Annotated in this window: 22 protein-coding genes; 6 read left to right on the top strand and 16 right to left on the bottom strand. The window is 55.7% G+C overall.

Features of this window, described 5'->3' with window-relative positions; genetic code table 11:
• Positions 1-376: hypothetical protein (locus FDY95_RS24495; RefSeq protein WP_212744952.1), on the top strand; the 376-nt coding region annotated here is incomplete at its 5' end.
• A gap of 14 nt (positions 377-390) precedes the next feature.
• On the opposite strand, the gene FDY95_RS24490 is transcribed toward FDY95_RS24495, so the two are convergent.
• The 16 genes from FDY95_RS24490 to FDY95_RS24415 all read right to left on the bottom strand — a co-directional run bounded on the left by FDY95_RS24490 (position 391) and on the right by FDY95_RS24415 (position 14,367).
• Positions 391-939 carry a hypothetical protein gene (locus FDY95_RS24490; RefSeq protein WP_138082111.1) on the bottom strand — a complete coding sequence of 183 codons (549 nt, stop codon included), beginning with the start codon at positions 937-939 and terminating at the stop codon, positions 391-393.
• Between the two features lie 155 nt (positions 940-1,094).
• On the bottom strand, positions 1,095-2,300 hold the full coding sequence (locus FDY95_RS24485) for a hypothetical protein (protein WP_138082109.1): 1,206 nt from the start codon (positions 2,298-2,300) through the stop codon (positions 1,095-1,097).
• A gap of 63 nt (positions 2,301-2,363) precedes the next feature.
• The gene (locus tag FDY95_RS24480; RefSeq protein ID WP_138082107.1) at positions 2,364-2,654 is read right to left on the bottom strand and encodes a hypothetical protein; all 291 of its coding nucleotides are present in this window, start codon (positions 2,652-2,654) and stop codon (positions 2,364-2,366) included.
• Between the two features lie 30 nt (positions 2,655-2,684).
• Positions 2,685-3,851, bottom strand: a complete 1,167-nt coding sequence (gene traN, locus FDY95_RS24475; protein WP_138082105.1) for a conjugative transposon protein TraN — start codon at positions 3,849-3,851, stop codon at positions 2,685-2,687.
• A gap of 9 nt (positions 3,852-3,860) precedes the next feature.
• On the bottom strand, positions 3,861-5,063 hold the full coding sequence (traM, locus tag FDY95_RS24470; RefSeq protein ID WP_138082103.1) for a conjugative transposon protein TraM: 1,203 nt from the start codon (positions 5,061-5,063) through the stop codon (positions 3,861-3,863).
• Positions 5,064-5,074: 11 nt separating this feature from the next.
• The gene (traK, locus tag FDY95_RS24465) at positions 5,075-5,689 is read right to left on the bottom strand and encodes a conjugative transposon protein TraK (RefSeq protein ID WP_138082102.1); all 615 of its coding nucleotides are present in this window, start codon (positions 5,687-5,689) and stop codon (positions 5,075-5,077) included.
• A gap of 39 nt (positions 5,690-5,728) precedes the next feature.
• Positions 5,729-6,847, bottom strand: coding sequence for a hypothetical protein (locus FDY95_RS24460; protein WP_138082100.1), 1,119 nt, complete (start codon positions 6,845-6,847; stop codon positions 5,729-5,731).
• A 48-nt stretch (positions 6,848-6,895) separates the two neighbouring features.
• Positions 6,896-7,339, bottom strand: a complete 444-nt coding sequence (locus tag FDY95_RS24455; protein WP_138082098.1) for a hypothetical protein — start codon at positions 7,337-7,339, stop codon at positions 6,896-6,898.
• Positions 7,340-7,376: 37 nt separating this feature from the next.
• Positions 7,377-8,018: a hypothetical protein gene (locus FDY95_RS24450; RefSeq protein WP_138082096.1), complete on the bottom strand. Its 642-nt coding sequence runs from the start codon at positions 8,016-8,018 to the stop codon at positions 7,377-7,379.
• 31 nt (positions 8,019-8,049) lie between these two features.
• A complete protein-coding gene (locus FDY95_RS24445) occupies positions 8,050-8,697 on the bottom strand; it encodes a hypothetical protein (protein WP_138082094.1) in 648 nt (215 codons plus the stop codon).
• Between the two features lie 27 nt (positions 8,698-8,724).
• Positions 8,725-11,217: a TraG family conjugative transposon ATPase gene (locus FDY95_RS24440; protein WP_138082092.1), complete on the bottom strand. Its 2,493-nt coding sequence runs from the start codon at positions 11,215-11,217 to the stop codon at positions 8,725-8,727.
• Positions 11,218-11,244: 27 nt separating this feature from the next.
• Positions 11,245-11,577: a DUF4133 domain-containing protein gene (locus FDY95_RS24435; RefSeq protein WP_138082090.1), complete on the bottom strand. Its 333-nt coding sequence runs from the start codon at positions 11,575-11,577 to the stop codon at positions 11,245-11,247.
• Between the two features lie 9 nt (positions 11,578-11,586).
• A complete protein-coding gene (locus FDY95_RS24430) occupies positions 11,587-11,898 on the bottom strand; it encodes a DUF4134 domain-containing protein (RefSeq protein ID WP_138082088.1) in 312 nt (103 codons plus the stop codon).
• A 47-nt stretch (positions 11,899-11,945) separates the two neighbouring features.
• Positions 11,946-12,833 carry a hypothetical protein gene (locus FDY95_RS24425; RefSeq protein ID WP_138082086.1) on the bottom strand — a complete coding sequence of 296 codons (888 nt, stop codon included), beginning with the start codon at positions 12,831-12,833 and terminating at the stop codon, positions 11,946-11,948.
• Positions 12,834-12,860: 27 nt separating this feature from the next.
• Positions 12,861-13,520 (bottom strand): hypothetical protein, encoded by a 660-nt coding sequence (locus FDY95_RS27025; protein WP_138082084.1) that lies wholly within the window; start codon positions 13,518-13,520, stop codon positions 12,861-12,863.
• 40 nt (positions 13,521-13,560) lie between these two features.
• Complete coding sequence (locus FDY95_RS24415; RefSeq protein WP_138082082.1) at positions 13,561-14,367, bottom strand: ParA family protein; 807 nt, start codon at positions 14,365-14,367, stop codon at positions 13,561-13,563.
• Between the two features lie 746 nt (positions 14,368-15,113).
• On the opposite strand from FDY95_RS24415, the gene FDY95_RS24410 reads away from it, so the two are divergent.
• From FDY95_RS24410 to FDY95_RS24390, 5 genes are all read left to right on the top strand, one after another.
• The gene (locus FDY95_RS24410; protein WP_138082080.1) at positions 15,114-15,434 is read left to right on the top strand and encodes a plasmid mobilization protein; all 321 of its coding nucleotides are present in this window, start codon (positions 15,114-15,116) and stop codon (positions 15,432-15,434) included.
• On the top strand, positions 15,431-16,264 hold the full coding sequence (locus FDY95_RS24405; RefSeq protein WP_138082078.1) for a relaxase/mobilization nuclease domain-containing protein: 834 nt from the start codon (positions 15,431-15,433) through the stop codon (positions 16,262-16,264). The genes FDY95_RS24410 and FDY95_RS24405 overlap by 4 nt, the downstream gene beginning before the upstream one ends.
• 41 nt (positions 16,265-16,305) lie before the next feature.
• A complete protein-coding gene (gene mobC / locus FDY95_RS24400; RefSeq protein ID WP_138082076.1) occupies positions 16,306-18,312 on the top strand; it encodes a conjugal transfer protein MobC in 2,007 nt (668 codons plus the stop codon).
• A 2-nt stretch (positions 18,313-18,314) separates the two neighbouring features.
• A complete protein-coding gene (locus FDY95_RS24395) occupies positions 18,315-18,743 on the top strand; it encodes a helix-turn-helix domain-containing protein (RefSeq protein ID WP_138082074.1) in 429 nt (142 codons plus the stop codon).
• Between the two features lie 107 nt (positions 18,744-18,850).
• Positions 18,851-21,067, top strand: a complete 2,217-nt coding sequence (locus FDY95_RS24390; protein ID WP_138082072.1) for a DUF4099 domain-containing protein — start codon at positions 18,851-18,853, stop codon at positions 21,065-21,067.
• Positions 21,068-21,107 lie beyond the last annotated feature (40 nt).

Below are 21,107 nucleotides of genomic sequence, written 5' to 3'. Positions count from 1 at the left end.
GGCTCCCTTAAAGGACGCCAACGGTGCAGCGATTATGTCCCCGCTTCTTACCTACGTGCAGGCCGCCGTGATGGCCCGCCCGGCAGCCCTCACCGAGCAAGCCACGCTGGATGAATTGCAGAAGCCCTACGTAGTGGTTGCCCGCTCAGCCGCAGCGCAGTTGTCGGATAAGGCCATGCTCCTGCGCTACTCCCAGGCAGTTGGCCAGGCCGTGAAGGTCTTCCGGCCCCAACTCAACCAGCAACAGCACGGCGTGACGTTGCAGCAGCCAATTACGCAACATGAACCAAAGGGTGAAAGGGCCTTGTCCAATCCAGCTCCTCCCAAACAACAAAAAGCCCCCGAGCCAAAGCGACGAGGGCCTAAATTAGGCTAAAGCAGGAGCAATACTTACTTATTGGTCCACCGGTAACCCCGGCTATAAGACCAGTCCATCAGGTCCGGGGCGCTATGCTCGGTGAAGCGGTAGCGGCCGAAAGCGAACAAGGCAAAGGCCAGGCCCAGACCCCATCCCCACAGCGGGCCAGCGGTAGGAAACGAGCTGATGACCAGTGACCGAACCAGCCAGCCCGGCAGCAGGCAAGCTACACTAACGCACAGTGCGAAGGGTAGCAGCCAGAGCCGGCCCGGGCGGTGCCGCAAAGCCACTATGCACCCCTTAAGCCAGTATAGACCCGCGAAAGCCAGGAAGGCTACCAGAACCATGCCGGTCACGCGCACGGCCCCGAGCATTGGACCAAGGAAGTCCAGCGGAGCCATTACAACAAAGCCGAGAATTAGAAACGGAGCTGCTACCAAGACTTCAACTGCAATCCGAGTGCCCGCGATAAATGCCCAGGCAATGAGAGTGCCTAAGCCTTTCCCGAACTGGCTGGAGGTTTGAGCAGAGTAACGCTGAGCAGAGCGGCCATCCTCGTAGCCTTGTTGGTAGTTGGGCATAGCAATCAGAATTATAATGGGGGTATCAAATTACTTGTACCACTCTATATTATCCTCGCTCCTACAGAGAACCTGCTTATCTACGTAAACGGAAAGCGTAGAGATGAGCTTGACAATGCTGCATTAATACTTTCATTTAAGTGTGACCTTCTACCCTATTTGGTACTCAAAGATTTAAGACGCTTTTCTACTTTGCGTTCAAAGTCACTCAGACTGTCGGCCGATTCACGGAACAAGGTAGACTCCTTCATGATTGTTGCGTGCCAGCGCTTAACCGTGTCCAACAAAATAGCGTCGCGGACCAAGAAGAATTCGGTAGCTGCGCACGCTAGCGCGTGCTGGCAATCAAGTGCAAGCCCCCCTGTTGGCAGTTTCCCTTTATTGAGAGTGCGTTCCATCTCGTTAAAAACAGCTGATGAATACAGCTTTGGTACATCCAAAAAGGGTGAAAAGCGTGCTCCTAGAGCTTTCAAGACTACATATCTATCGTTCCTGGTAATTCGGCCAGACGCGAAGGCAGCAGTGAGGGCTTGCGGAAGTGGCGTTGGTTGAAAGGCTGGATTTGTTGACTCGAGGGGATGCACGGTGGCCCATCCCCGAACAACCTGTTCAACACCAGCAAAACACACCTCCAGGTCTTCAGAATAGAGAAATACCTGGTAGATGGACGAGCGAAGCTCATCTTGTGCGTAGCCCTCAATAAACTCGGCTTTATTGTCCTTGAGAAACTTGATGGCTCTTTTATCGACCTCAAAGGACTCCTCCAACAGGCTGTCCTTAAGGTCAGTTAATTCGTCAAGGCTTTTGTTATCATATGCTGCGAATGCGTCTTGCGCCTGCACCGTTACCTGGCGTAATCCTGCCAGTCGTTTCTGTAGTTCAGCCAACGGGTTCCTGAATATTTCTCCCTGTATAAGCTGGCTGATGATTTTGGGGGCGATGATGCCCGCAAGACCTTTTGAGCAGTCGTAGTCTCTCAACGCCGCTAATTGACCTAGCAACGCTATATACGTGCGAGATGATTGCCTCGAAATCCTTTGAAACCGCGATTCATTAATGGTGCCCGGCCAGTTTCCATTAACATGGCGGAGTAAGTTATGAACGATGATAAATTCATAGGTGGGCAACATGCGATGCCCGCTGATAAGCGTATTGAGCGCCCGTGCCATGTTATGACGATGGTCCAAGTCCTTGGTCAGCGCGATTTCAAGGCAGTTGGTCGGGCTGGCGTAGACTTCTATGTGGCCTTTTTGAGTCTGGTCCAGAAGATAAGCTCCCCATTTGGTAGTGGTCCACTCTTGCTTAGGTGGGGCAACATCATTCAGAATGTTATGGTCAAGGTAAACGCTAATTGGCTCCAAAGTCGAGGGATAATGCGAGAGAAAGGGACTTGAAAGTTTAAGGATGAAACACAACCTCAAAGGCTACGCACTCATTACCATGAGTGCCACGTCAAGCATCAATACCAGGGAAATCAGACCTACAGTCACATACCAAAACGTGCGCAACAGGCCAGCATTGAACAAGCGTGATACTCCAAGCATGGTCAGCAGCATAACTGAGTGCACAATGGGTTCTGGTACGCGGTTTTCCCCAAACACAACCGTAGCGCCGGCTACTAGCACCAGCATTGCCATCAGCGCATAATTTGGGCTAGGATTCTCAAATAGGCTAGCTAGTAGGGCCGCTAATCGGGGCGATTGAGTGATTTTCATGGCGCGAAAAAGCATAAGGTAAAGCCGAACTTATTGGAACGTTCGGGCCTTGAGCAGGTCCGAATTCGCAAGGTGGAGCTTGACGTTACGCCCGCCCCCCTTCTCATAAACTTCGATGATGAGCTGCTTTTGGTCCGGGATGGTAAACTTCTTGAAAACGTACACCTGTTCCAGTTTGCCTTTTACGTCAATCTTCTTTTGGGAGCCGTTGTAAACGTAGATAGGGGTGATTTCAATGGCTTGCTCGGCTGTGCGCTTCGCTACTTTCTTATCCTGAATGTAGAACTTCACGAAGTCGACGTCATAAGTCACGTTCGACTTGTTGGCAACGTGCAGGGGGAAGAACAGCGTTTCTTGCTTGTAACCAACGTCGCCACACTTAACGGTGAGCTGGTTTTTGCTTTCGCCGGCCGACGAGCCGCCCCGTGCCAGTGCCTGCTTGGAGTAGGCATCCAAGTTGCCTTGGGGAATGGGCGAGTTTGATAGAATGGCTTCCCCTGATTCACTGCTGGTAACCTGCGAAGATGCTGCGCCCATGTCGAGGCTGAGCACCTTGGGGTCGTGCTGATAGTTCACCGTGAACATATACAGCTTGCCGTTCGAGGTGAGCACCGTGATGTTGGTCTCGGGAAAGCGGGTACCCGCTGATTTTACGCGCACGATATTCTCCGCGCCGGTAGCCTTGGCCGCGATGATGCCCGAGTTACCCAGGTCCACATAGGTAACCGGATAAGGAAAAACCAGGTGCGTTGTTTTCTGGTCGCTCACATACAGCGCCGTAGTGGGCAGCTTGCCCTTATCGGCGCTGCCATTGGCCGTGCCCAGGTCGATGCCCACCATGCGCGGGCTCCGCTGATAATTCACCACAAACGAGTAGAGCTTGCCGCCCGTCGTTAGCACGGTCATGTTGGTTTCCCCAAAACCCGCGCTGGCTGCCTTCACGCGAACGATGTTTTCCGAGCCGGTTGCCTTGGCGGCAATCAGGCCGGTACTGCCCAAATCGACATAGGTAACCGGACTGGGAAAGACCAGGTGGGTCGTTTTCTGGTCGCTCACATATAGTGGCAAGGTGGGTAGCTTAGTGGCTTCGGTCGCATTGGGTAGCTTCTGAGATGACGCGGTAGTTTGAGCCACCGCACTAGTGGGGCGAACGGTGAGCAGCACCAGGGTCAGCGCCAGACAGGAGGTCGTTTTCATAAGGAAGAGTTATTCTTTGTCCACTTTGAGCATGATATTGTAGCCAGCCTTCAGACGGACTTTCACCATCCGAATCTTGTTTTTGCCGAGGCCTTTGGCGGCACTTACCGCCACCCCCGCCGCGGCCATTGCCGGGTCGGCACTCATCGTCATCATATCGGCCGCGTCCATGCTGTTGGCGCCGGCCTGCTTGGCTGCGTCCCGCGTGATAGCGCCGGGAATGTGCAGCCCTTCTAGGCCGTCCACGTCGTACACCTCCAGCGAGGCCGGAAACACGTTGTTGCCGGATTTAAGCGTTTCAATGGCAATGCTGAGGCGTTCGCCGGCCAGGCTGCACTTGCCGTAGATAAAGGTGTTGGCCGGCAGCTTGTGTCCGTTAATGACGGCCGGTTCCGTCAGGCGCATCTTCACCAGGGACCCCGAAACGACCTCCTGCGATTCGTGGATGACCGCCGGCAGGGTGTTGGCTTCCGTACCCGCGTTGCCTTCCGAATCAAAGCCCTGGAAAGAAGCCGTGCGCTTCCGGCCAGTACTATTTGAGCCCAGACGCGACACGACCGCGTCCTCGTCAATGGCCCGCACCTTGGTGACCGGTTTTTTCTTTTTGGGAACTGCGGCCATCGTTCGAGGAGCTGCACCGCCACTGGCTGCGTTCGACTGCGCCATAAGCGTAGCCATCTGCGCCTGCGCCCGCGCTTCCGCTAATTCCCGCTCGTGCTCCGACCGCATCAGCTCCATTTTTTCCTCCGGGGTGAGTGAGCCAGGCTGCGAACCGGCCTGCGCGGTCGTGTTGGCCGCCATGCCCCCGTTGAGCTGCGCCTGCTGCGCGGCAATGAGCTGCGCTTGGGCCGCGGCGACCGAATTATCAACCGAGCCGTTCGGGCCGGCTTTACCGTCGGCCTGGATGCCATAGGAAAGCCCTCCACCTGACGCGGTATCAATCCTGGAATCAACCAGGCCCCGGTTGCGCATGGAGTCAACCGGGCTGGCGTAGGCTTCCAGCTTACTATCCGTTATCGTAGCCTTCTCAGCAGTCGGCAATTCGGTATTAAAGCCGGATTCGACGTTTTGCGCTTCAGCCGGGGTGCCTTTGCCACCGCCACCCAGGAAGAACATGACCGCCATAAACGGTACCCCTACGATGGGTAGGAAGGTCGCCATTTTACGGGTTCGTAAGAATTGCGCGTCGTGTGGTTTAGCAGGTGTTGCCATGAGAATAGGTACTAGCGGGGGGTAGTATTCAGGTCTTTGTTTTGCAGTACCCGCCAGTTTTCCATCAGGAAGCCGTGGGGATTGTTCTCCGAGCGCGTCACGTCGCGCAGCGAGCACTCCGAAATGAGATTGCGGTTGGTTATCGACGTGGCTCGGATAACGCGCTGATGCGCGAAGCAGCGGGCGGTAAGGGGCCGCGAGCCGCTTATTACCACGCTGTCCACAGTCGTTTCCAGGCTGATGTTTGCCGCTATCAGGTCGTTGTAAAAGCCCTTCTCTTTGAAGTTCTCATACTGCTTCTTCGCCGAGTTGTCCGCCAGGTACAAGGCCTTGTTGACGTTGTTGTTGATGGCCTTCTGGTCCGGGTCTAGGGTGAAGAACAACTCATGAAACCGGGTGACGTGGCTGCGGGCCTCGACGGGCCGGTTGGCCCGCGCATCCTGCGCGCCGGCGGTGAGCAGCTGGCCGTTCTCCAACACGTAAATGCGGTTCGCTGCCGCGTTGGTCGTTTTGAACGCGAAGTAGGCAATGGTGCCGGCCAGCAGCAGCACCGCGACAATGAAAATCAAGGCCAGCGTTTTGACCTGCTGAAAAGCAGAGTCGATGGTTTTAAGGGAAGCAAACATGAAGGATAGAGTTTGAGGTGAAGGGTAGAGCCGCCCCGGTTAGCTTTGCTTGCGGGGCGTAAGCCGGTCCCGCACGTAAGCGCCCGCCCGCTGACCAAAGGCTTCTCCCCGCGTCGCATTCTCGCCGGCACCTGCCCGGCCGAGTATTCCCTGACCAGCCCCTACCCCAGCGCCGAGTACATCCGCGCCGGTCCGAACGCCAGCACCACCCGCAGCACCGGCAACGGCCGCCGTCGTGGCCGTCGTGGTCGTAATGAACGACGTGGCAGCGTTACCCACGCCCGAGCCGTCAATGAGCATATCCGCTGCTTTGGGAACAAAAATGTAGCCCACGATAGCCAGCACGAGCATACACAGGTAGGCGATGTCGGCCGACTCCACACTGCCGCCGGCCTGCAACTGCCGGATGTTCTCATTGAGCATGGTTACCTGCACATGCGCCAGTACCGCCGCGTAGATGTTCGCGACGGGCACCCACAGGGAAATGGTGAGGAAGTAGCCGAACCACTTCATTAGTCCGCCCCCAAAACCGGGGATGATGGCAATGCCGAAGGCCAGCGGTCCGGCGACGCTGAGCAGCACCAGCAGGAAGGTGGAGATAAGGCTGATGGCCAGCTTTGCGGCTAGAGCGCCCAGTTCCAGGATGGATTTGGTCCACTCCCGGAAATTCTGGCCCACCGAGTACTGCACCTGGTTAAAGGCCAGGCTGGCCTTGCGGCCAACGTCCAGCGCCCCAAGCTTGCCTAGCTCCTTCTCGTATTCCTCGTTGATGGCCATATCCGACTTGGCTTTGGCGTCGGCGGCTAATTGGTCCCTGGTAGCGGTGAGCCGGTTGACTTCGGCTATCTGTCCCATCCGTATGTCATCGGTGCCGTGCGCCACGGCCATGGTTATGCCCCGCAGCGCTCCGCACAGGGGCACGAACAGCAGGATAGCCAGGCCGATAGCAAACGGCCTGAGCAGGGGAAATAAGTCGATGGGTTCAGCCCGGGCAATGTTGCCCCATACCCGGCTGCTGATGAACAACAGGGCTCCAATGCCGCCAACGGCGCGGCCCAGGTTGATAAACAGGGAGGTAAACGTGAGCATTTCCGTGTAAATGGCTTCAAGCTTTTGCTCATAAGCCGCCATGTTCAAATCAATAGCGGTAGGGTCCATTGGAGAGAAAGGAGAATTCAGGATGGGGGTAAAAGGGCCAGAGCGGGCTTATTGGGGCAGGTAATGCTCGTTGTGGATGCCAGCCAGCTTTTTCTTGGCCAGGTTCAGCACGCTGGCCTGCTTTTCGGCTATTTCCCCGACCAGGGCGACTTGCGCCGGGTCTTGGGCTTTGGCAGGGTCGAGTTGGTCGAGGGCGGTAAGATTGGCCTGGCTTTGTCCGATGAAGTAGGTGTAGTCCTCTTTGGACTTTTGCACCCGCTTCGGGCTCAACTTCTCGTTGCCTTTGAGTTGGCCGAGCTGCACCAGGTATTCTTGTTGGATGCTGAGCAGCCGCTGGTGCTGCTGGCGAACGGTATCTACGCGGGGGTCCGGGTTGGCACTGGCTGCAGAAACAGTATCGGCCGGAGCCGTCGTTGTTGCCGTGCTGGTCGTTGCGTCCGAGCCGCAGCCAGCCAATAGTATCCCAAGCCCCAGGATAAGGGAGGTTTTCATAACACAGAAGGAGATAGGTGGGTGAAGGACTGTGCCCTTAGCGGGCAGTCATAAAGGCACTCATGGCTTCGCGGTCCTGCACCTGCTGGGCCTGGTGCTGCGCGATGGCCCGGCACTTGTTGCTGAAGTAGTTCATCAAGTGGTGCTGCCTGGCGATGCGGTCGGCGATGTTGTCGATAAACTCTATCCGCTCCGGGTCCGTCATTTTGGCCCGGCTGGCACTGAGCACCCCGGACAGCTCCCCCAGCAAGGCTACGTTCTCTTGCAAAAGCGCCTGGTACACCGTTGAGGCTTCGCTAAGCTGCGCGGGCGAGAGCTGCTTGGTCCGCAGTTCCGGGATAGCGGTAGCGAACTGATTAATCATCTCGCTTTGGTGCGTGTAAATCTCGCGTACCCGGCGATAGTTGCGGACCCCGGCACTGATTTGCAGCAGGCTGCTATACCATTGGTCGTGCAGCTGCTGTGTTTTGTCAATGATGCCCTTAATCTTGCCGCTGACCACTTTCATGTCGTTGGCCAGCAGTTTGCCCTGTCCCAGTAGGGTGGTAGAAACGCCTTGGTGAACGACCTGCTTACGGGATTGGCTTTCCGCAATCGGCGCCGAGATAACTGATTGGGCATAAGCCGGAGCGGCAAGTAGGGCTAGACCCAGGGCGAATAACTTGGTAGTTGCTTTCATGGCAGTAGAGGGAAGTAAGGAGTAAACAGGACTAGCGGGCACCCATGAAGGCGTTGAGTGCCTGTGTGTCCTGCGCCTTTTGCTCAGCCATGTGCATCTGCACGAAATTTCGCTCCGTGTAATATTGAATTAGGCCCAACTGGTCGGATATTTTGGTGTCCAGCTTATCGATGAAGCGCATCCGCTCGGCATCCGTCATTTTGAGCATGGCCGGGCTGACGATGGTTTGCAGGTCAGAAAGTGTGTTGGCGCTTTCGGTCAGCATCTTGGTATAGGTAGCCGTCATGAGCGAGAGCTGTTCCGGCTGCACGTAGCGCGACTGCCGCAGCGTTTCAATGGCAGTTGAGTAGGTCTGGATGATTTTTCCCTGCTTCTCAAACACAGATTGAACGCGCCGGTAATTCCGAACGGCCGAGCTGACCTGCAGCAGGCCGTCGTACCAGGTCTTGGCCAACTGCAGGTTTTTCTCCGAGAAGACTTTGGTCAACTCCTGCTCCTTCACGCCGGCTTTCACCAGCACGTTAGCGGCTTTGGAAAGGCCTTTCATGGTGTTCTGCAAGCCGGTCTGTACGCCCGACTGGACTTCCAGCACCGGGGCGGTTACGACGAGCTGCGCGGAGGCTTTGCCAGCACTCAGGCACAGGATAGCCAGGCCAAGGATGGTGACTTTCGTTTTCATGTTTTTCCCCTTTTGTTGAAGTGAGACTTACGCCCGGCCTTCGCGGAGGTCGGCGGCAAACAACTTGATGGCCGTGGGCATGTCCCCGGTCTGTTTGAACTTCTCGAAAAGCTTCACCTTTTCGGTTTCCTCGGTGGTGTAGGTCACGTATTCCTCCTTCGACACCTCGATGGCATAGACCTTCGATACGACTCCGCCCAGGGAGATAAACACCTCCGTGTAGCGGCCCCGCGTAGACTTGTTATCCCGGTTGATGCTCAACACCAGGTCCTTTTCCTTGGGCGTCAGGGAGAGCAGCGCCTGTATCTCATCGAAGCGGTTGATGAACTTGCGCTGGTCGAGCAGAATCTTGCAATCCGAGTTGTTGATGATAGCATCCTTCACAATCTCGTTGCCGATGATGTCATCTATCTCCTGGGTTACCACGATGGCTTCCCCAAAGAACTTCCGCACCGTTTTGAACAGGTACTTGATGTAGGCCGCCATGCCCGGCGTGGTGAGGGCCTTCCAGGCTTCCTCAATCAGAATCATCTTGCGGATGCCCTTCAACTTCCGCATCTTGGAAATGAAGGTTTCCATGATGATGAGCGTGACCACCGGAAACAGGATGGGGTGGTCCTTGATGTTGTCCAACTCGAAAACGATGAAAGGCGCGTTCACCAAATCCAGCTCCTTTTCCGAGTTGAGCAGGTAGTCGTACTCTCCGCCCCGGTAATAGGGCTTCAGTACATAGATGAAGTTGTCGATGTCGAAATCTTTCTCCCGGACCTTGTCTTCTTCCAGCAGCTTGCGGTAAGGGCCCTTCACGTACTCGTAAAACGAGTTGAAGCTAGGCTTAACGGCCGGGTTGGCTTCCAGCATCACGTAGTAGGTGCTCACGGCCGTAGAGAGCGAGACGTACTCCGACTGGCTCACGCTTTCGTCGTCTTTTTTCCAAAGCGCCTGCAGCAGCGTTTTGATGGATTCCTTTTTCTCGACGTCCAGCTTGCCCGAAATCAGGAAGGGGTTGAATGCGATGGGGTCGTCTTCCTCGTAGGTGAAGTACACGCCGCCCACCAACTCACACAGTCCTTTGTAAGAGTTGCCGGTGTCGACCAGCAGGACGTGCGCGCCCTGCTCGTAGTACTGGCGCACCATGTGGTTGGTGAAAAACGACTTGCCCGAGCCCGAAGGACCGAGCACAAACTTGTTGCGGTTGAAGATGATTTGTTTCTTCATCGGCTCATCCGAGATATCGACCAGCACTGGTTTGCCGGTGAGGCGGTCGGAGAGCTTGATGCCCTTCGTGGCGCCCGTGGAGCGGTAGTTGGTCTCGCTGGCCCAGAAGCAAACAGCCTGCTCGATGAAGGTGTAGAAGGTCTCTTCCGAGGGGAAGTCGCCGGCGTTGCCCGGGATGCCGCCCCAATAGAGCGCGGCAATGTCCACGGTGTTCTGCCGCGGCTTGCAGTTCATGGCGTTGAAGGCCGCGTTCACCAGCTTGCGAACTTCCGTCAGCTGGTCCTCATTCTGGCCCCAGGTGAGCACGTTGCAGTGCACCCGCGCCGGGCGGCGCTTGGTAGCAATCAACTCGTTGAGGAAAGAGTTGTAGTACTCGAAGTTGATGGCGTTTTGCCGCGAGTAGAGGGACAGCGAGTTGAGCCGGTCCTTCTTCTGCTCAAACATCTTCACGGTCTTGGCCGTGTTATCTAGGAACACATACTGGTTCAGGATGTGGTTGGCCCCCAGCAGCAGCCCCAGAGGCGCGGCAAAGCTGATGGGAAAGTCCGATTGTTCGGTGCTGTATTGCTCGTAGCGAATATCCGTTTCTACGCCAATGGGTAAATCATCCAGGTTGGCGACCGAGAACATGTTGCATATCTCCGCGCCTACCTTGAGCCCTTCGGTCAGGTCCAGGTCCACTTGTACGGCCTGGTCGGACAGGTCCAGCGCCAGGTACTTTTCTAACAGCCCCGCCGCCTGCTCGGTGCCGGCCAGTTCGTCGGACGTGAGCCGGTGCGACTTGATGTAGGGAGCATTCGTGGGCCCCACTCCTTCCAGGGTCCGCACGAACTGGCCGACGCTGTCAAAGAAAGATTCCAGCTCCTTCGTGTCCAGCATTTCCTTGGGCACGATGTTGCGCCGGGCCAGCAGCCCCGAGGCACTTCCCCAATCCGGACGCTCCGAAGCGCACTTGGTGATGTAGATGTAGCAAAAGTGGTTGAGGAAGGGCCGCTCGTTGAAATGGCGCTCGTAGGAAGCCGAGAGCAACGTTCTTTCCGCCTCGAAGCCCGGCGCGTACTTGTCTTCCACGTACCAGTCCTGCTTGTGCACTACGGAGTGGTCCGGCAACAGGCGCACGGCCTTGACAAAGGCCGACTGCAGCTGCGCGTAATCTTCCCGGGAGAGGGTGAAGATTTCGGGCAGGTCCAGCCGAAAGGCTACCGTAACATCGGCGTTCTTCGAGATGAGGCAGTCCTTTTCAACCTTGTAGATGGGCTGCTTGGATTCCAGGGAAACGGAAGGCAGAACTTTGTTGCTCATGCGGTAGAGAGTAACCAAAACCGGGCGCTATGCGCGCCCGGTCCGGTCCTCGTTGAGATGTTGGAATAAGCGACTCTGCCGGTTCGTAATGAACTTGGGCGATGAGCGCCGAGCACTGGCTTTCATCAGGCCGTGCTCCCCATACTTGCGGTTGAGGGCAAATACCCCAGCCCACATTCCCCCGCCCACGGCGAAGGTTACCAGCATCGTAATCACTAGCGGGACACCGGCCAGGTACATGGCCACGAACAGAACGAACGTCAGGCCGATGCCAGCCACTAGGAAGTAAATGTTGCTTCCCACCAGCCCCTTGAATTCGACGGGCTTGTTAATGCCCCGGTTTAGGTCATAGGCAGGCATAGCCCAGGGCTACAGGAAGAACGAGCGGATGACCGTAGCCACAATAACCAGGAAAATCATCGAGCCAAACCACGACACGGCTGTTTTCTGCGTGTCCTGGTCGCCTGAGTTCCACTTGCTGTACACCTTAATGGCCCCAACCAGGCCCAGTACCGCGCCAATGGCATACATCAGATTGGTTAGCGGCTCAAAGTAGCTTGTTACTTGCGTCGTAGCATCTTGGATGCCAGCCGTGCCGTTGCCGCCCTGACCATACATTACGTGGGTAGCCAGTAATAGTATGGCGGTAGAAAGGGTGCGAACAGTGCGTTGGTTTTTCATAGAAGATGGTAAGGGAGATGGTGTTGGTAGGAAGGGAAAAGGAAGCGCTACGAATCGTCTTCTCCGAACAGGGCATTCAATTCCTGATTGCTTGCTGAAACCTTGTCTGCAATTAGAGTAGCCAGGGAAGTTTCATTCAATGCAACTGGTCCAGCTGGCCGGTTGCCAGCTCGCGCCTGAGCGATGAAGTCCACCACTGAAGTAGCCGAAAAGAGCTGTTCAGCAGCAGGTAATACATCGGCGGTTGAACCGATGGGTTCCTGAAACTCATAGAGCAAGTCTCCAGTGGTTGGAGAGCCATGCTCATAAGCTGTCTCGTCCTCTACGTGACTGAAGGTACTGATGGTTTCAATATCGCCTGTTTCGTTATTGTTTTTTTCAATAACGTCTTCCTCATCCACATTGGTTTCCTCGACCGGCATCTGAGCAGCTAGTTGCCGTGCCCGGGCTGCCAGTTCGGTATCTACCTCGTCCAGTTCCTCGGTGCGCTGCTCGTCGTATTCGGCGGCTGTGTCGGTTTCTGTTTCCGCTCCACCGGCTGAATCCATTGGCACCGCGGCGGACTCACCATCATCCAGGCCGGTAGCCGCTGCCGTAGAATCCGGCAGCGACCCGGTTACTTCCGCTACCTCCGGGCCATCAGGCAGGTTTGAAGCAGCGCCGTCCTCTACTTCCGGGGTTTCTACGTCGGCTTTCGATTCCGTTGCGGTAGGGGTAGCTACAACAAAAGCTGACTGAGTACGGACCAGCGAAGGAGGAACTGAGGCTGCAGAGGCAGCCCCCACCCCGGCGAGTTGTGCCCCTCCCCTACCCTTCCGGGTTAAGAAATCTGTCAATTCTTGCCGGTAATACAGGAAGCCGACCACTATGTAGTAGAGGGTGACCACTACCAGGACAAAAAGGGCAAAGTCACCCCAGGTATACTGATTAAGCATTTTGGAAAGGAAATGAAAGGTTGGGTTTTACTTTTTGGCCTGGCGTTGTCGCAGCTGCTTCGCGATGGCCTTCTGTATCTGTTGGTCGTTTTTGTCGATGAAGTGCTCGATGATGTTATGCACGATATCGGGCGCGGATGCCCCATTGCCTACGATGGTGCCTAGCAGTAGGAGATATTGGTAATGGGCATCTGTCAGCCGCATGGTAAATACCTTTTTGTCGGCTGAGGGCTTGAAAAGCGACGCCAACTCCACTGCCCCCACCTCTACGGTAGTCACTGAGTCAGGTATAGCCCCTGGCGACGGTTCTACGGCCGAGTCGTTGTCTTTAGTTGCGGCAGCCGCCGCTGGTGCGGGTGCTTTCGGTTCAGGTTCGGGTGTTGGCACCGGCGCCGGCGTCAAAGCCGTGGGCTCCGGAGAAGGGACTTCCAGCGCAGGGCTAGTCGCCGGCTCAGAAGCAGCCGGAACTGCGGCTTCAGGGGTTGGTGCCACCGAAGCATTTTCTCCCTTTTGTTCCTGATTATCTGGGGTAGTTGCCGGTGTAGGTGGTGTTTCCTGCACACTCTCTGACCCAGCATGTGCTGCAGGTGCTGCACTGGTGAGGTGATTTGTGGTTTCGGCTAAGCTGAGCATTTGAGAAAGCGCGGCTTTCTTCTCCTCGTCGCTTTTTGGTTTAGGTTTGGCCATGGGTCTGTAGGGCTTTTAGAGGGTGTGCGTGCACTAGGTGTTAAAGCGAATCATCCGAAGCCGCGGCCTCGACTGCATTAATAGCCGGCATCTCAATGGCTTTGCCGGAGGGTGTTGTTTTACCAGGCCCCAGGACGATATAGAGGATTTCCATTATCAGCTTGCCCAGACCCAGCTTTTCCAGTTCACGCTCAGGAAGCGCGAAGAGCGTCGAACGCTTCTCTTTGTAGCCAATCAGCAGTTCTACCCGGCTTTGCAGCAAGGGCAAGCCCTTCTCCTTGAAAAAGCTCTCTATGTTGTCGTAAGTGGCTTTTTTCTCCGCTTTTACATAGCGATTCCAGAAGGCGTAGTACCCGAGTAGGTTGGATTCGTCGGGGTCTGGTTGAGCTGACTTCAGGAAGCTCGCCAAAACCTGCATGTAGCCCACCGTAGATGCTACGGTGCCTTGGTCGGCTTCCATCGGCAGGAAGATGTACTGCACCATGCGGAGCAATTCGGGCAGGCCGGTGATGTTGATAGTACCAGGCGTATCTACCAGAATGAAATCGAAGCCCTGCTTTTCCAGCGCCTCAATGGAATCTACCGCCTTTTCCACGCTCGATATGCTGACCGGGTAGGGTGTGATTCCCTGATTGAGCAGTCGGTTACTGAACGACTCGTCCGTCTTGATTTTCTGTAACTCGTTGTTGCGGTATACCTGGACAGTGTTTTGGGGATAGTCACAGTCCAAAACAGCCACCTTGTAGCCATAGACATAGGCCAGGGCTGAGGCAACGTGTACGCCGATGGTGGACTTGCCCGCACCCCCTTTTTGAGTGGCAAAGGCAATTACTATTGGTTCGCTCATGGGTCAGTTTTTTAGTTAGGGAATAAACAAAGATAGACGGAACTATGAAACCTCAAAGCCTCATGGCCTCAAAGAAACTTTGAGGCTGCGCCCCATGATGCCAAGGCCTCATAGCCTCACATTATCACAGCGTCATAACCTCAAAGTATCATAGACTCAAAAACTCTTTGCGTCATAGCCTCAGAGCCTCAAAATATCATAGGCTCTAAGCCTCAAAGTATCGCGGCCTCAAATAGCCAAAACCCCAAAGCTCATTAGCCTCAAGGCCTCAAAGTATCAAGTGGGGCTCGTTGTTTTTAGTACGGGTATTAACCAATGTAGTTTCAGCCTCAAAGCCTCGCGTTATCACAGCCTCACGGCCTCAAAACATCTTAGCCTCACAGCCTCAATAAACCATTGCCTATAGCACTCACTTATCACCCAAGTAGCATACCCCTTCCCTCCTACTCGGAAGCCTAATTGAGATTGGCAAATGAGCCTCATAGCCTCAAAGTATCAAAGCGTCAAAGCCTCATTCTATCTTAGTCCTAGCCTCGTTCTGGAATCGTTCAACGGCCCCGTTCTGATAGCTCGTTCTTTCGTCCAGCAAGCCATGCCATTGTATATACAAACTTCGTTTGCATCTTACAATGGCACCGCCAAGTTCGCAGGCTCACTTGGCTTGGCTTGCTAAAGCAGACGACCTAAAAAGTAGCCTTAAAACTGAATTTGCCGTAGTTAGGCTCAACTAGTCTACAAAACAGAGAATGACTGTCGATAACGCGCCCGAACCAAAGGAACCCGCCCGCGACAAGATGATACCCGTTCGCGTCTCGGAGGATGAGAAAAAAGCAATTGAATTGAAGGCTAGTCTGGCCGGTTACAAAAGCGTATCCGCATACCTACGGGACTTGGGCCAGGGCACCGAGATAAGAGAGAAACTACCATTGGAAGTAAGGCGTCAGTTGGTCGGGATTGGAAACAACCTAAATCAGATTGCCCGAATGGCTCATTCCGGCAAGCCATTTCACAGCCACGAAACCCAGCTAAAGCAGGCCCTGTCTACAATCCTTGGCTTCCTAGCATGATAGCAAAGACAGTTACTGGCAGCGACTTTGAAGGAGCCCTGACTTACGGTGCCGGCTTGCGAAAAGGCAAAGCAAAAGAGCCAGGTGAAGTACAGCCCTTATACATTTCAAACCTGGTAGGAGCCACGCCGCAGCTCATGGCCCAGCAGATGCAAAGCGTAGCTTCCGAGAGCAGGCGCATACAGAAACCAGTGTGGCATACCGTGCTCTCCTGGAAGGCCGGAGAGGTGGTAACCGAAGCGCAAAAGGTTGCGGCCGTGAAGCGGTATTGTGAGCTGATGGGCGCTCCCGTGGCGCGGCACCAGGTGGTCGTGTATGAGCACAAGGATAAGCAGCATGCCCACGTCCACATCTACCTGAACCGGGTTCCGCTCGATGGAGGCCCCGCCCTGCGCACGAGCAACAACTTCTACCGGCAGCCGGCTATCACGAAGCAGATAAGCGAAGAACTCGGGATGCAGCCGCTACCGGAGCGCCGGCAGAGCATCAAGGACGTGGACCCGAGCAAGGAGTTAGCGCGGGAGGCCATCCGGGAGGCCGTGCAGCGCCTGTTGACTGAGCAGGGTAGGAGAGGGGAGTCCTGGTTCCAGGAACAGCTCCGGCGGCAGCAGATAGCCGTACGCTACACCCACGACAAAGGAGGAGTGCTTCGCGGGGTGAGCTTTGAACTGAACGGGGTAGCCGTAAAGGGCCAGGAGGTCGGCTTTAAAGGGGCCGAACTGCGCGAGGCATTGCAGGCCGCTCCAACCCCGGCCCAGGTGCAGCAGCAAGTAGCCCCAGTCCCCAGGCAGCCCACCCCAGAACCAAAAAAACGAGGCCCACGCCTCTAAAATGTATTTTCTACCTATCAACCTACCCCCACTACCCAGCAATGGAAGATGAAAAAGGACTAAAGAAGATAATGGAGTTCATGCGCCTACTCGCCATTGCGCTCCTGGTTGTAAACATCTACTACTTCTGCTTCGGCTACTTCAAGTCGATGGGATGGAGCCATAAAGTCATTGAGACGATAATGGGCAACTTCACCCGGAACACCTTTCTGTTCAAGGCTAGCTGGATAAGCAAGGCAATGGCAGCGGTCTTTCTGCTGCTGAGCTGCCTTGGCACCAAAGGGCGTGCTGATGAAAAGCTGCAAGGCAAGACGATTCTGGGCTATGCCGTGATAGGCGTTGCGCTGCTGTTTGGCTCCGATGTGGTACGCTCGATGAGCATGAGCCCAGGGCTGGCTACCATCATCTACGTGGCGGCCGTCAGCGGCGGGTTTCTGCTGCTGTTGAGCGCCGGGGCCTGGCTGAGCCGGTTGTTTAACAACAACCTGATGAAAGACATCTTCAATAAGGACAACGAGAGTTTCCCCCAGGAGGAACGCCTGATGGAAAACGAGTTCTCGGTGAACCTGCGCACCACTTACCAACTGCGCGGAAAGATGCATAAGGGCTGGCTAAACGTGGTAAACCCCTTCCGGGCCACGATGGTGCTCGGCACCCCGGGCAGCGGCAAGAGCTTCGCTGTCATCAACGAGTTCATTCGCCAGCACCTGGCCAAGGGCTTCTGCATGTACATCTACGACTACAAGTTTGACGACCTGAGCCGCATCTGCTACAATGAGCTACTGAAGCACCAAGACAAGTTCGATAAGCCGGTAGGCTTCTACGTTATCAATTTCGATAACCCACGCAAAAGCCACCGCTGCAATCCGCTGCTGCCGGAGATGATGACGGACATTGTAGACGCCTACGAAAGCGCCTCTACCATCATGCTGAACCTGAACAAGAGCTGGATTCAGAAGCAGGGCGACTTCTTCGTGGAGTCGCCCATCAACTTTGTGGCCGCTATCATCTGGTTTCTGCGCCTGTTTGAGAAGGGCAAGTACTGCACCTTCCCCCACGTCATTGAATTTCTAAGCCGGGACTACGAAGAAATCTTCCCCGTGCTGGCCTCTTACCCGGAGATTGAGAACCTGGTGAAGCCGTTCGTGTCGGCGTTCCAGAAGGATGCGATTGAGCAGCTGGAAGGCCAGATTGCCAGCGCACGGATTCCGCTCGGCCGACTGGCCAGCCCGCAACTGTATTGGGTAATGTCGGGCAATGATTTCACGCTCGACATCAACAGCAACGAGGAACCGAAGGTGCTTTGTGTCGGCAACAATCCCGAGCGGCAGGCCATCTACGGGGCCGCGTTGGGGCTCTACAATGCCCGCCTTGTGAAGCTGGTCAACAAGAAGGGCATGCGCAAATCCTCCATCATCATTGACGAGCTGCCGACGATTTACTTCAAGGGCCTCGATAACCTCATTGCTACAGCTCGTAGCAACAAGGTGAGTACCTGCCTTGGCTTCCAGGACTTCTCCCAGCTAGAGCGCGACTACGGCCAGAAGGAAGCCGAAGTAATTAAGAACACGGTAGGCAACGTTTTCAGTGGCCAAGTGTCCGGTAATAGTGGCAAGTGGCTGAGCGAACGGTTCGGCAAAATCTTGCAGCAACGCCAAAGCCTGAGCATCAACATGCGCGAGACAAGCACCAGCTTATCCACGCAGATGGACAGTATGATTCCTCCCAGTACCATTGCGAACCTGACCCAAGGCAATTTTGTGGGCGCCGTAGCGGATAACTTCGGGGAGGAAATCGACCAGAAGGTATTTCACGCCAAGATTCAGGTGGACGTGAAAGCCGTAACGGCCGAGGCCAAAAACTACCAGCCCATCCCGGACATTACCAGCTTCATTAATCCGGCTACCGGAGAGGATGAAGCCGAAGAAATGATAAAGGCTAACTTTAATCGGATTAAAACCGATGTGAAGGAGCTTTGCCAGCGGGAGCTAATCAGGATAGGGAATGACCCGAACTTGCAGCACCTCATCAAGAAAAAGAACGAATAACCATGACAAAGGATAAGACCAGTGGCCCTACGGAGCACCCCATGACGGCGCGGGTCGGTAAGCGACTGGTCACAATCCGGGAGGAACTAGGCCGGTTCCAGGGGGAACACGCCTGGAGCCAGGCGCGGGTAGCTCAGCGGACCGGCCTAACCCAAAACATCATCCACCGGATGGAAAACGGCAAGGGCGGGCAGATTGAAAACTGGCTGAAAGTGATGGCCCTCTATGAAAAGGAGGGCTATAACCTTAACTGGATACTAAGCGAGAATAACAGCCTTGTTAGTAAGCTTCAGCTTACGGAGGCGACCCAAGATGCCGGAGCGTGTGTTCGGGCCGAGCTGCTCAAGAAACTGGACCAGTACAACGAGGTACATATTCGGGAGTTAGCCGAGTTGCGGGCATTGCTGCTAAATGGCAAGCTTAATTGGTGAGGTCAATAAGGTAACCCATTTTCAATAATGGAGTAAATCCGTAGGTAGGAGCCGACTAGGCTCCTGCCTTTTTTATTGGAAAATCCTCCCACCAAATTCCTTTCTTAATGGCAGAACAAGCAGAAAATCCGACGCCGGCCCCCACGTCGCCTAGCATTCGCTACGTGAGTTCGGTGCCTACCAGCAACGGCAACATCAGCGGTCAGGACGTAACCGACCAGGCCGAGCACTACTCCTTGTATCAGCTTCAAATCAACCCCGACAATCCCAGCCAAGGCGCACTTCTCCCGGCCCCTGGTGCTGATGGAAAACTGGCTGCCAGCTTCAACGACGTGCTGGCACCGGCCTATCAGATAAATGGGCTGCCTAAACCCGGCCAGGACTTTATCAAGGTAGACAAGCCAACGATGGTTGAGCTGATTGAGGGCAATTGGAAAATCATTGACATGGGCAGGCTCAGGTTCAGTGACACGCCGGTGCCAGCGCTTAACGTATTTTGTGAGGCAGCGCCCCAGGCCCGCGAGCAGGCCGCGCAGACCGTCGAGGCCGAAGGCCTGGCCAGCGTGGTTGCGAATACCCAAGGCTCTACTCGCACCGAGGCTGCAGCGGATTTGGGAGTGGTAGCCAACCAAGCAGAACAAGGGCCGGATGCCGGAAAGGCCGCTTACGCCGACGAGCTGCGCGACAAGAGCCAGGCGCTACCCAGTGAGAGCACTGTGGTCCAGCAGCCCCAAGCCGCTACCGCAGCAGTCCCAGGAGCCACAGACGCGCCCACGGTAGACCCGGTAGGGGAGGTGCAAATCCAATGGAAGCAGAAAGGCGACGAAGTTGCCCCGCTGATGGAAATGCGCGCTTACCTCGACCAGCTCAAAGATGCCGGAGTTGCCGTCGGCACAATGAAGATGGAACGCGGCGAAGATGGGAAGCTGACCGGCAGCTTCGGCGTGAGTTACGACCCGGAATCCAACAAGCTGGCCCAGCTCGAAGGGATTTTGCAGGGTTTTAAACAGGTGGGCAATGGCTTGGAAGTGGTTGAAAAGCCAGCACAGGCCGCCGCTCGTCGGCAGGAAGTCGGCTACGACGACGACTACGAGCCTACGCGCAGCAAGCAGGTAAAAGAAGCTTTTGGCGCGAAGCAGTGGGACGCGCTGAGTGCCAACTTGGCCGACGTGCCGAAAACCGCACTCACCGTGCCGGAGCAGATGCAACAGAGCGCCGGAGAGAAGCGGGTAGAGCAACTAGCCGAGCAGCAGGGCAAGACTAAGGAGCAGGTGCTGAAGGAAGGGAAAAGCATCTTTGATATCGACACCAGCGGCAACCCCGCATCTGCCTTTCTAAAGAACTTCTATCAGCACCTGACCGGGAACCCCAAAACCCGCCAGACTTTGGAAGTTGACTATGATAAGACCCGTCAGGAGTTGCAGGCTCGCTTATTGAAAAGAGCTGGCTCCGCGCAGCTGGACCAGGGCGTCGAGCAGATTAAGCAGGCCCCCCAGGGCAACGTGCTCCCCGGCCCCGGAGCGCCGGCAGTGGCCGGCGCGTCAGCTGCAGCACCAGGTACCGAAGCTGCTCCCGAGCAGTCGGCCCCGGCCAAAGCCCCGGCACTGTTTCAGGCATCCGACGTGCCGCAAAAAGTACTGGCTTCACTTGGCCTGAGCACCGCTGACCTTGAGCAGAACGGCCAGCTGCAAAAGCTGCTGAATGGACAGAAAACCGACTTGCTGCCCATGCAGGTTGCCGGCAAGGATGGGGAGGAAGTCGTGAAGTTTGAGGGCAAGATGGTGCTGCACCGCGAGGCCGATGGTACGGCCACCCTCAAACTGGAACTGCCCCAGGAAAAGCTCGTGATACCGAACGAGATTGGCGGCCAGCCCTTCACGCCGGAGCAGCGCCAGAAGCTCGAAACGGAAGGGAACGCCGGCCTCATTCGCGGCCTCAAAGACGAGAAAGGCCAGGAGTACAACGGCTATGTAGCCGTGGATAAGGCAATGAACAAAGTTGTCATTCTGCCGGAGAACAAGGTTACTTTGCATGAAACCATCGCCGGCGTAAAGCTGACTCCTGAACAGAGCCACGACCTGAAGGAAGGCAAAGCGGTTGACCTGGCTAACATGGCCAGTGGCGACGGTGGTAGAAAGTTCGATGGGACCGTGCAGGTAAACGCTGCGAAGGCGTGTATTGAAATTCGGCCCGCCGCGCATGAGTTACAGCAGCGCCAGGCTCCCCGCGTCGAGCAGACGGCGCCGGGTGCCCGCCCAGCCGCTACTGTGGAAACGACCAGGGTAGAAGCGCCGAAAGTAACGAAGCGCGCACCGCGCCTCTAATGAGTTGGCCCCCCAGCAGGCCGTTTGAACCTCGTAGAAG

It is taken from the genome of Hymenobacter jeollabukensis (assembly GCF_005771675.1).
GTDB lineage: Bacteria > Bacteroidota > Bacteroidia > Cytophagales > Hymenobacteraceae > Solirubrum > Solirubrum jeollabukense.
This window is presented reverse-complemented; position numbering and strand designations above follow the sequence as displayed.

Bases quoted from the DNA above. Each gene is read 5' to 3' on its own strand.
- FDY95_RS24490 (WP_138082111.1), bottom strand. From the start codon at position 939: ATGCCCAACTACCAACAAGGCTACGAGGATGGCCGCTCTGCTCAGCGT.
- FDY95_RS24480 (WP_138082107.1), bottom strand. From the start codon at position 2,654: ATGAAAATCACTCAATCGCCCCGATTAGCGGCCCTACTAGCTAGCCTA.
- traN (WP_138082105.1), bottom strand. From the start codon at position 3,851: ATGAAAACGACCTCCTGTCTGGCGCTGACCCTGGTGCTGCTCACCGTT.
- traM (WP_138082103.1), bottom strand. From the start codon at position 5,063: ATGGCAACACCTGCTAAACCACACGACGCGCAATTCTTACGAACCCGT.
- traK (WP_138082102.1), bottom strand. From the start codon at position 5,689: ATGTTTGCTTCCCTTAAAACCATCGACTCTGCTTTTCAGCAGGTCAAA.
- FDY95_RS24460 (WP_138082100.1), bottom strand. From the start codon at position 6,847: ATGGACCCTACCGCTATTGATTTGAACATGGCGGCTTATGAGCAAAAG.
- FDY95_RS24455 (WP_138082098.1), bottom strand. From the start codon at position 7,339: ATGAAAACCTCCCTTATCCTGGGGCTTGGGATACTATTGGCTGGCTGC.
- FDY95_RS24450 (WP_138082096.1), bottom strand. From the start codon at position 8,018: ATGAAAGCAACTACCAAGTTATTCGCCCTGGGTCTAGCCCTACTTGCC.
- FDY95_RS24445 (WP_138082094.1), bottom strand. From the start codon at position 8,697: ATGAAAACGAAAGTCACCATCCTTGGCCTGGCTATCCTGTGCCTGAGT.
- FDY95_RS24440 (WP_138082092.1), bottom strand. From the start codon at position 11,217: ATGAGCAACAAAGTTCTGCCTTCCGTTTCCCTGGAATCCAAGCAGCCC.
- FDY95_RS24435 (WP_138082090.1), bottom strand. From the start codon at position 11,577: ATGCCTGCCTATGACCTAAACCGGGGCATTAACAAGCCCGTCGAATTC.
- FDY95_RS24430 (WP_138082088.1), bottom strand. From the start codon at position 11,898: ATGAAAAACCAACGCACTGTTCGCACCCTTTCTACCGCCATACTATTA.
- FDY95_RS24425 (WP_138082086.1), bottom strand. From the start codon at position 12,833: ATGCTTAATCAGTATACCTGGGGTGACTTTGCCCTTTTTGTCCTGGTA.
- FDY95_RS27025 (WP_138082084.1), bottom strand. From the start codon at position 13,520: ATGGCCAAACCTAAACCAAAAAGCGACGAGGAGAAGAAAGCCGCGCTT.
- FDY95_RS24415 (WP_138082082.1), bottom strand. From the start codon at position 14,367: ATGAGCGAACCAATAGTAATTGCCTTTGCCACTCAAAAAGGGGGTGCG.
- FDY95_RS24410 (WP_138082080.1), top strand. From the start codon at position 15,114: ATGACTGTCGATAACGCGCCCGAACCAAAGGAACCCGCCCGCGACAAG.
- FDY95_RS24405 (WP_138082078.1), top strand. From the start codon at position 15,431: ATGATAGCAAAGACAGTTACTGGCAGCGACTTTGAAGGAGCCCTGACT.
- mobC (WP_138082076.1), top strand. From the start codon at position 16,306: ATGGAAGATGAAAAAGGACTAAAGAAGATAATGGAGTTCATGCGCCTA.
- FDY95_RS24395 (WP_138082074.1), top strand. From the start codon at position 18,315: ATGACAAAGGATAAGACCAGTGGCCCTACGGAGCACCCCATGACGGCG.
- FDY95_RS24390 (WP_138082072.1), top strand. From the start codon at position 18,851: ATGGCAGAACAAGCAGAAAATCCGACGCCGGCCCCCACGTCGCCTAGC.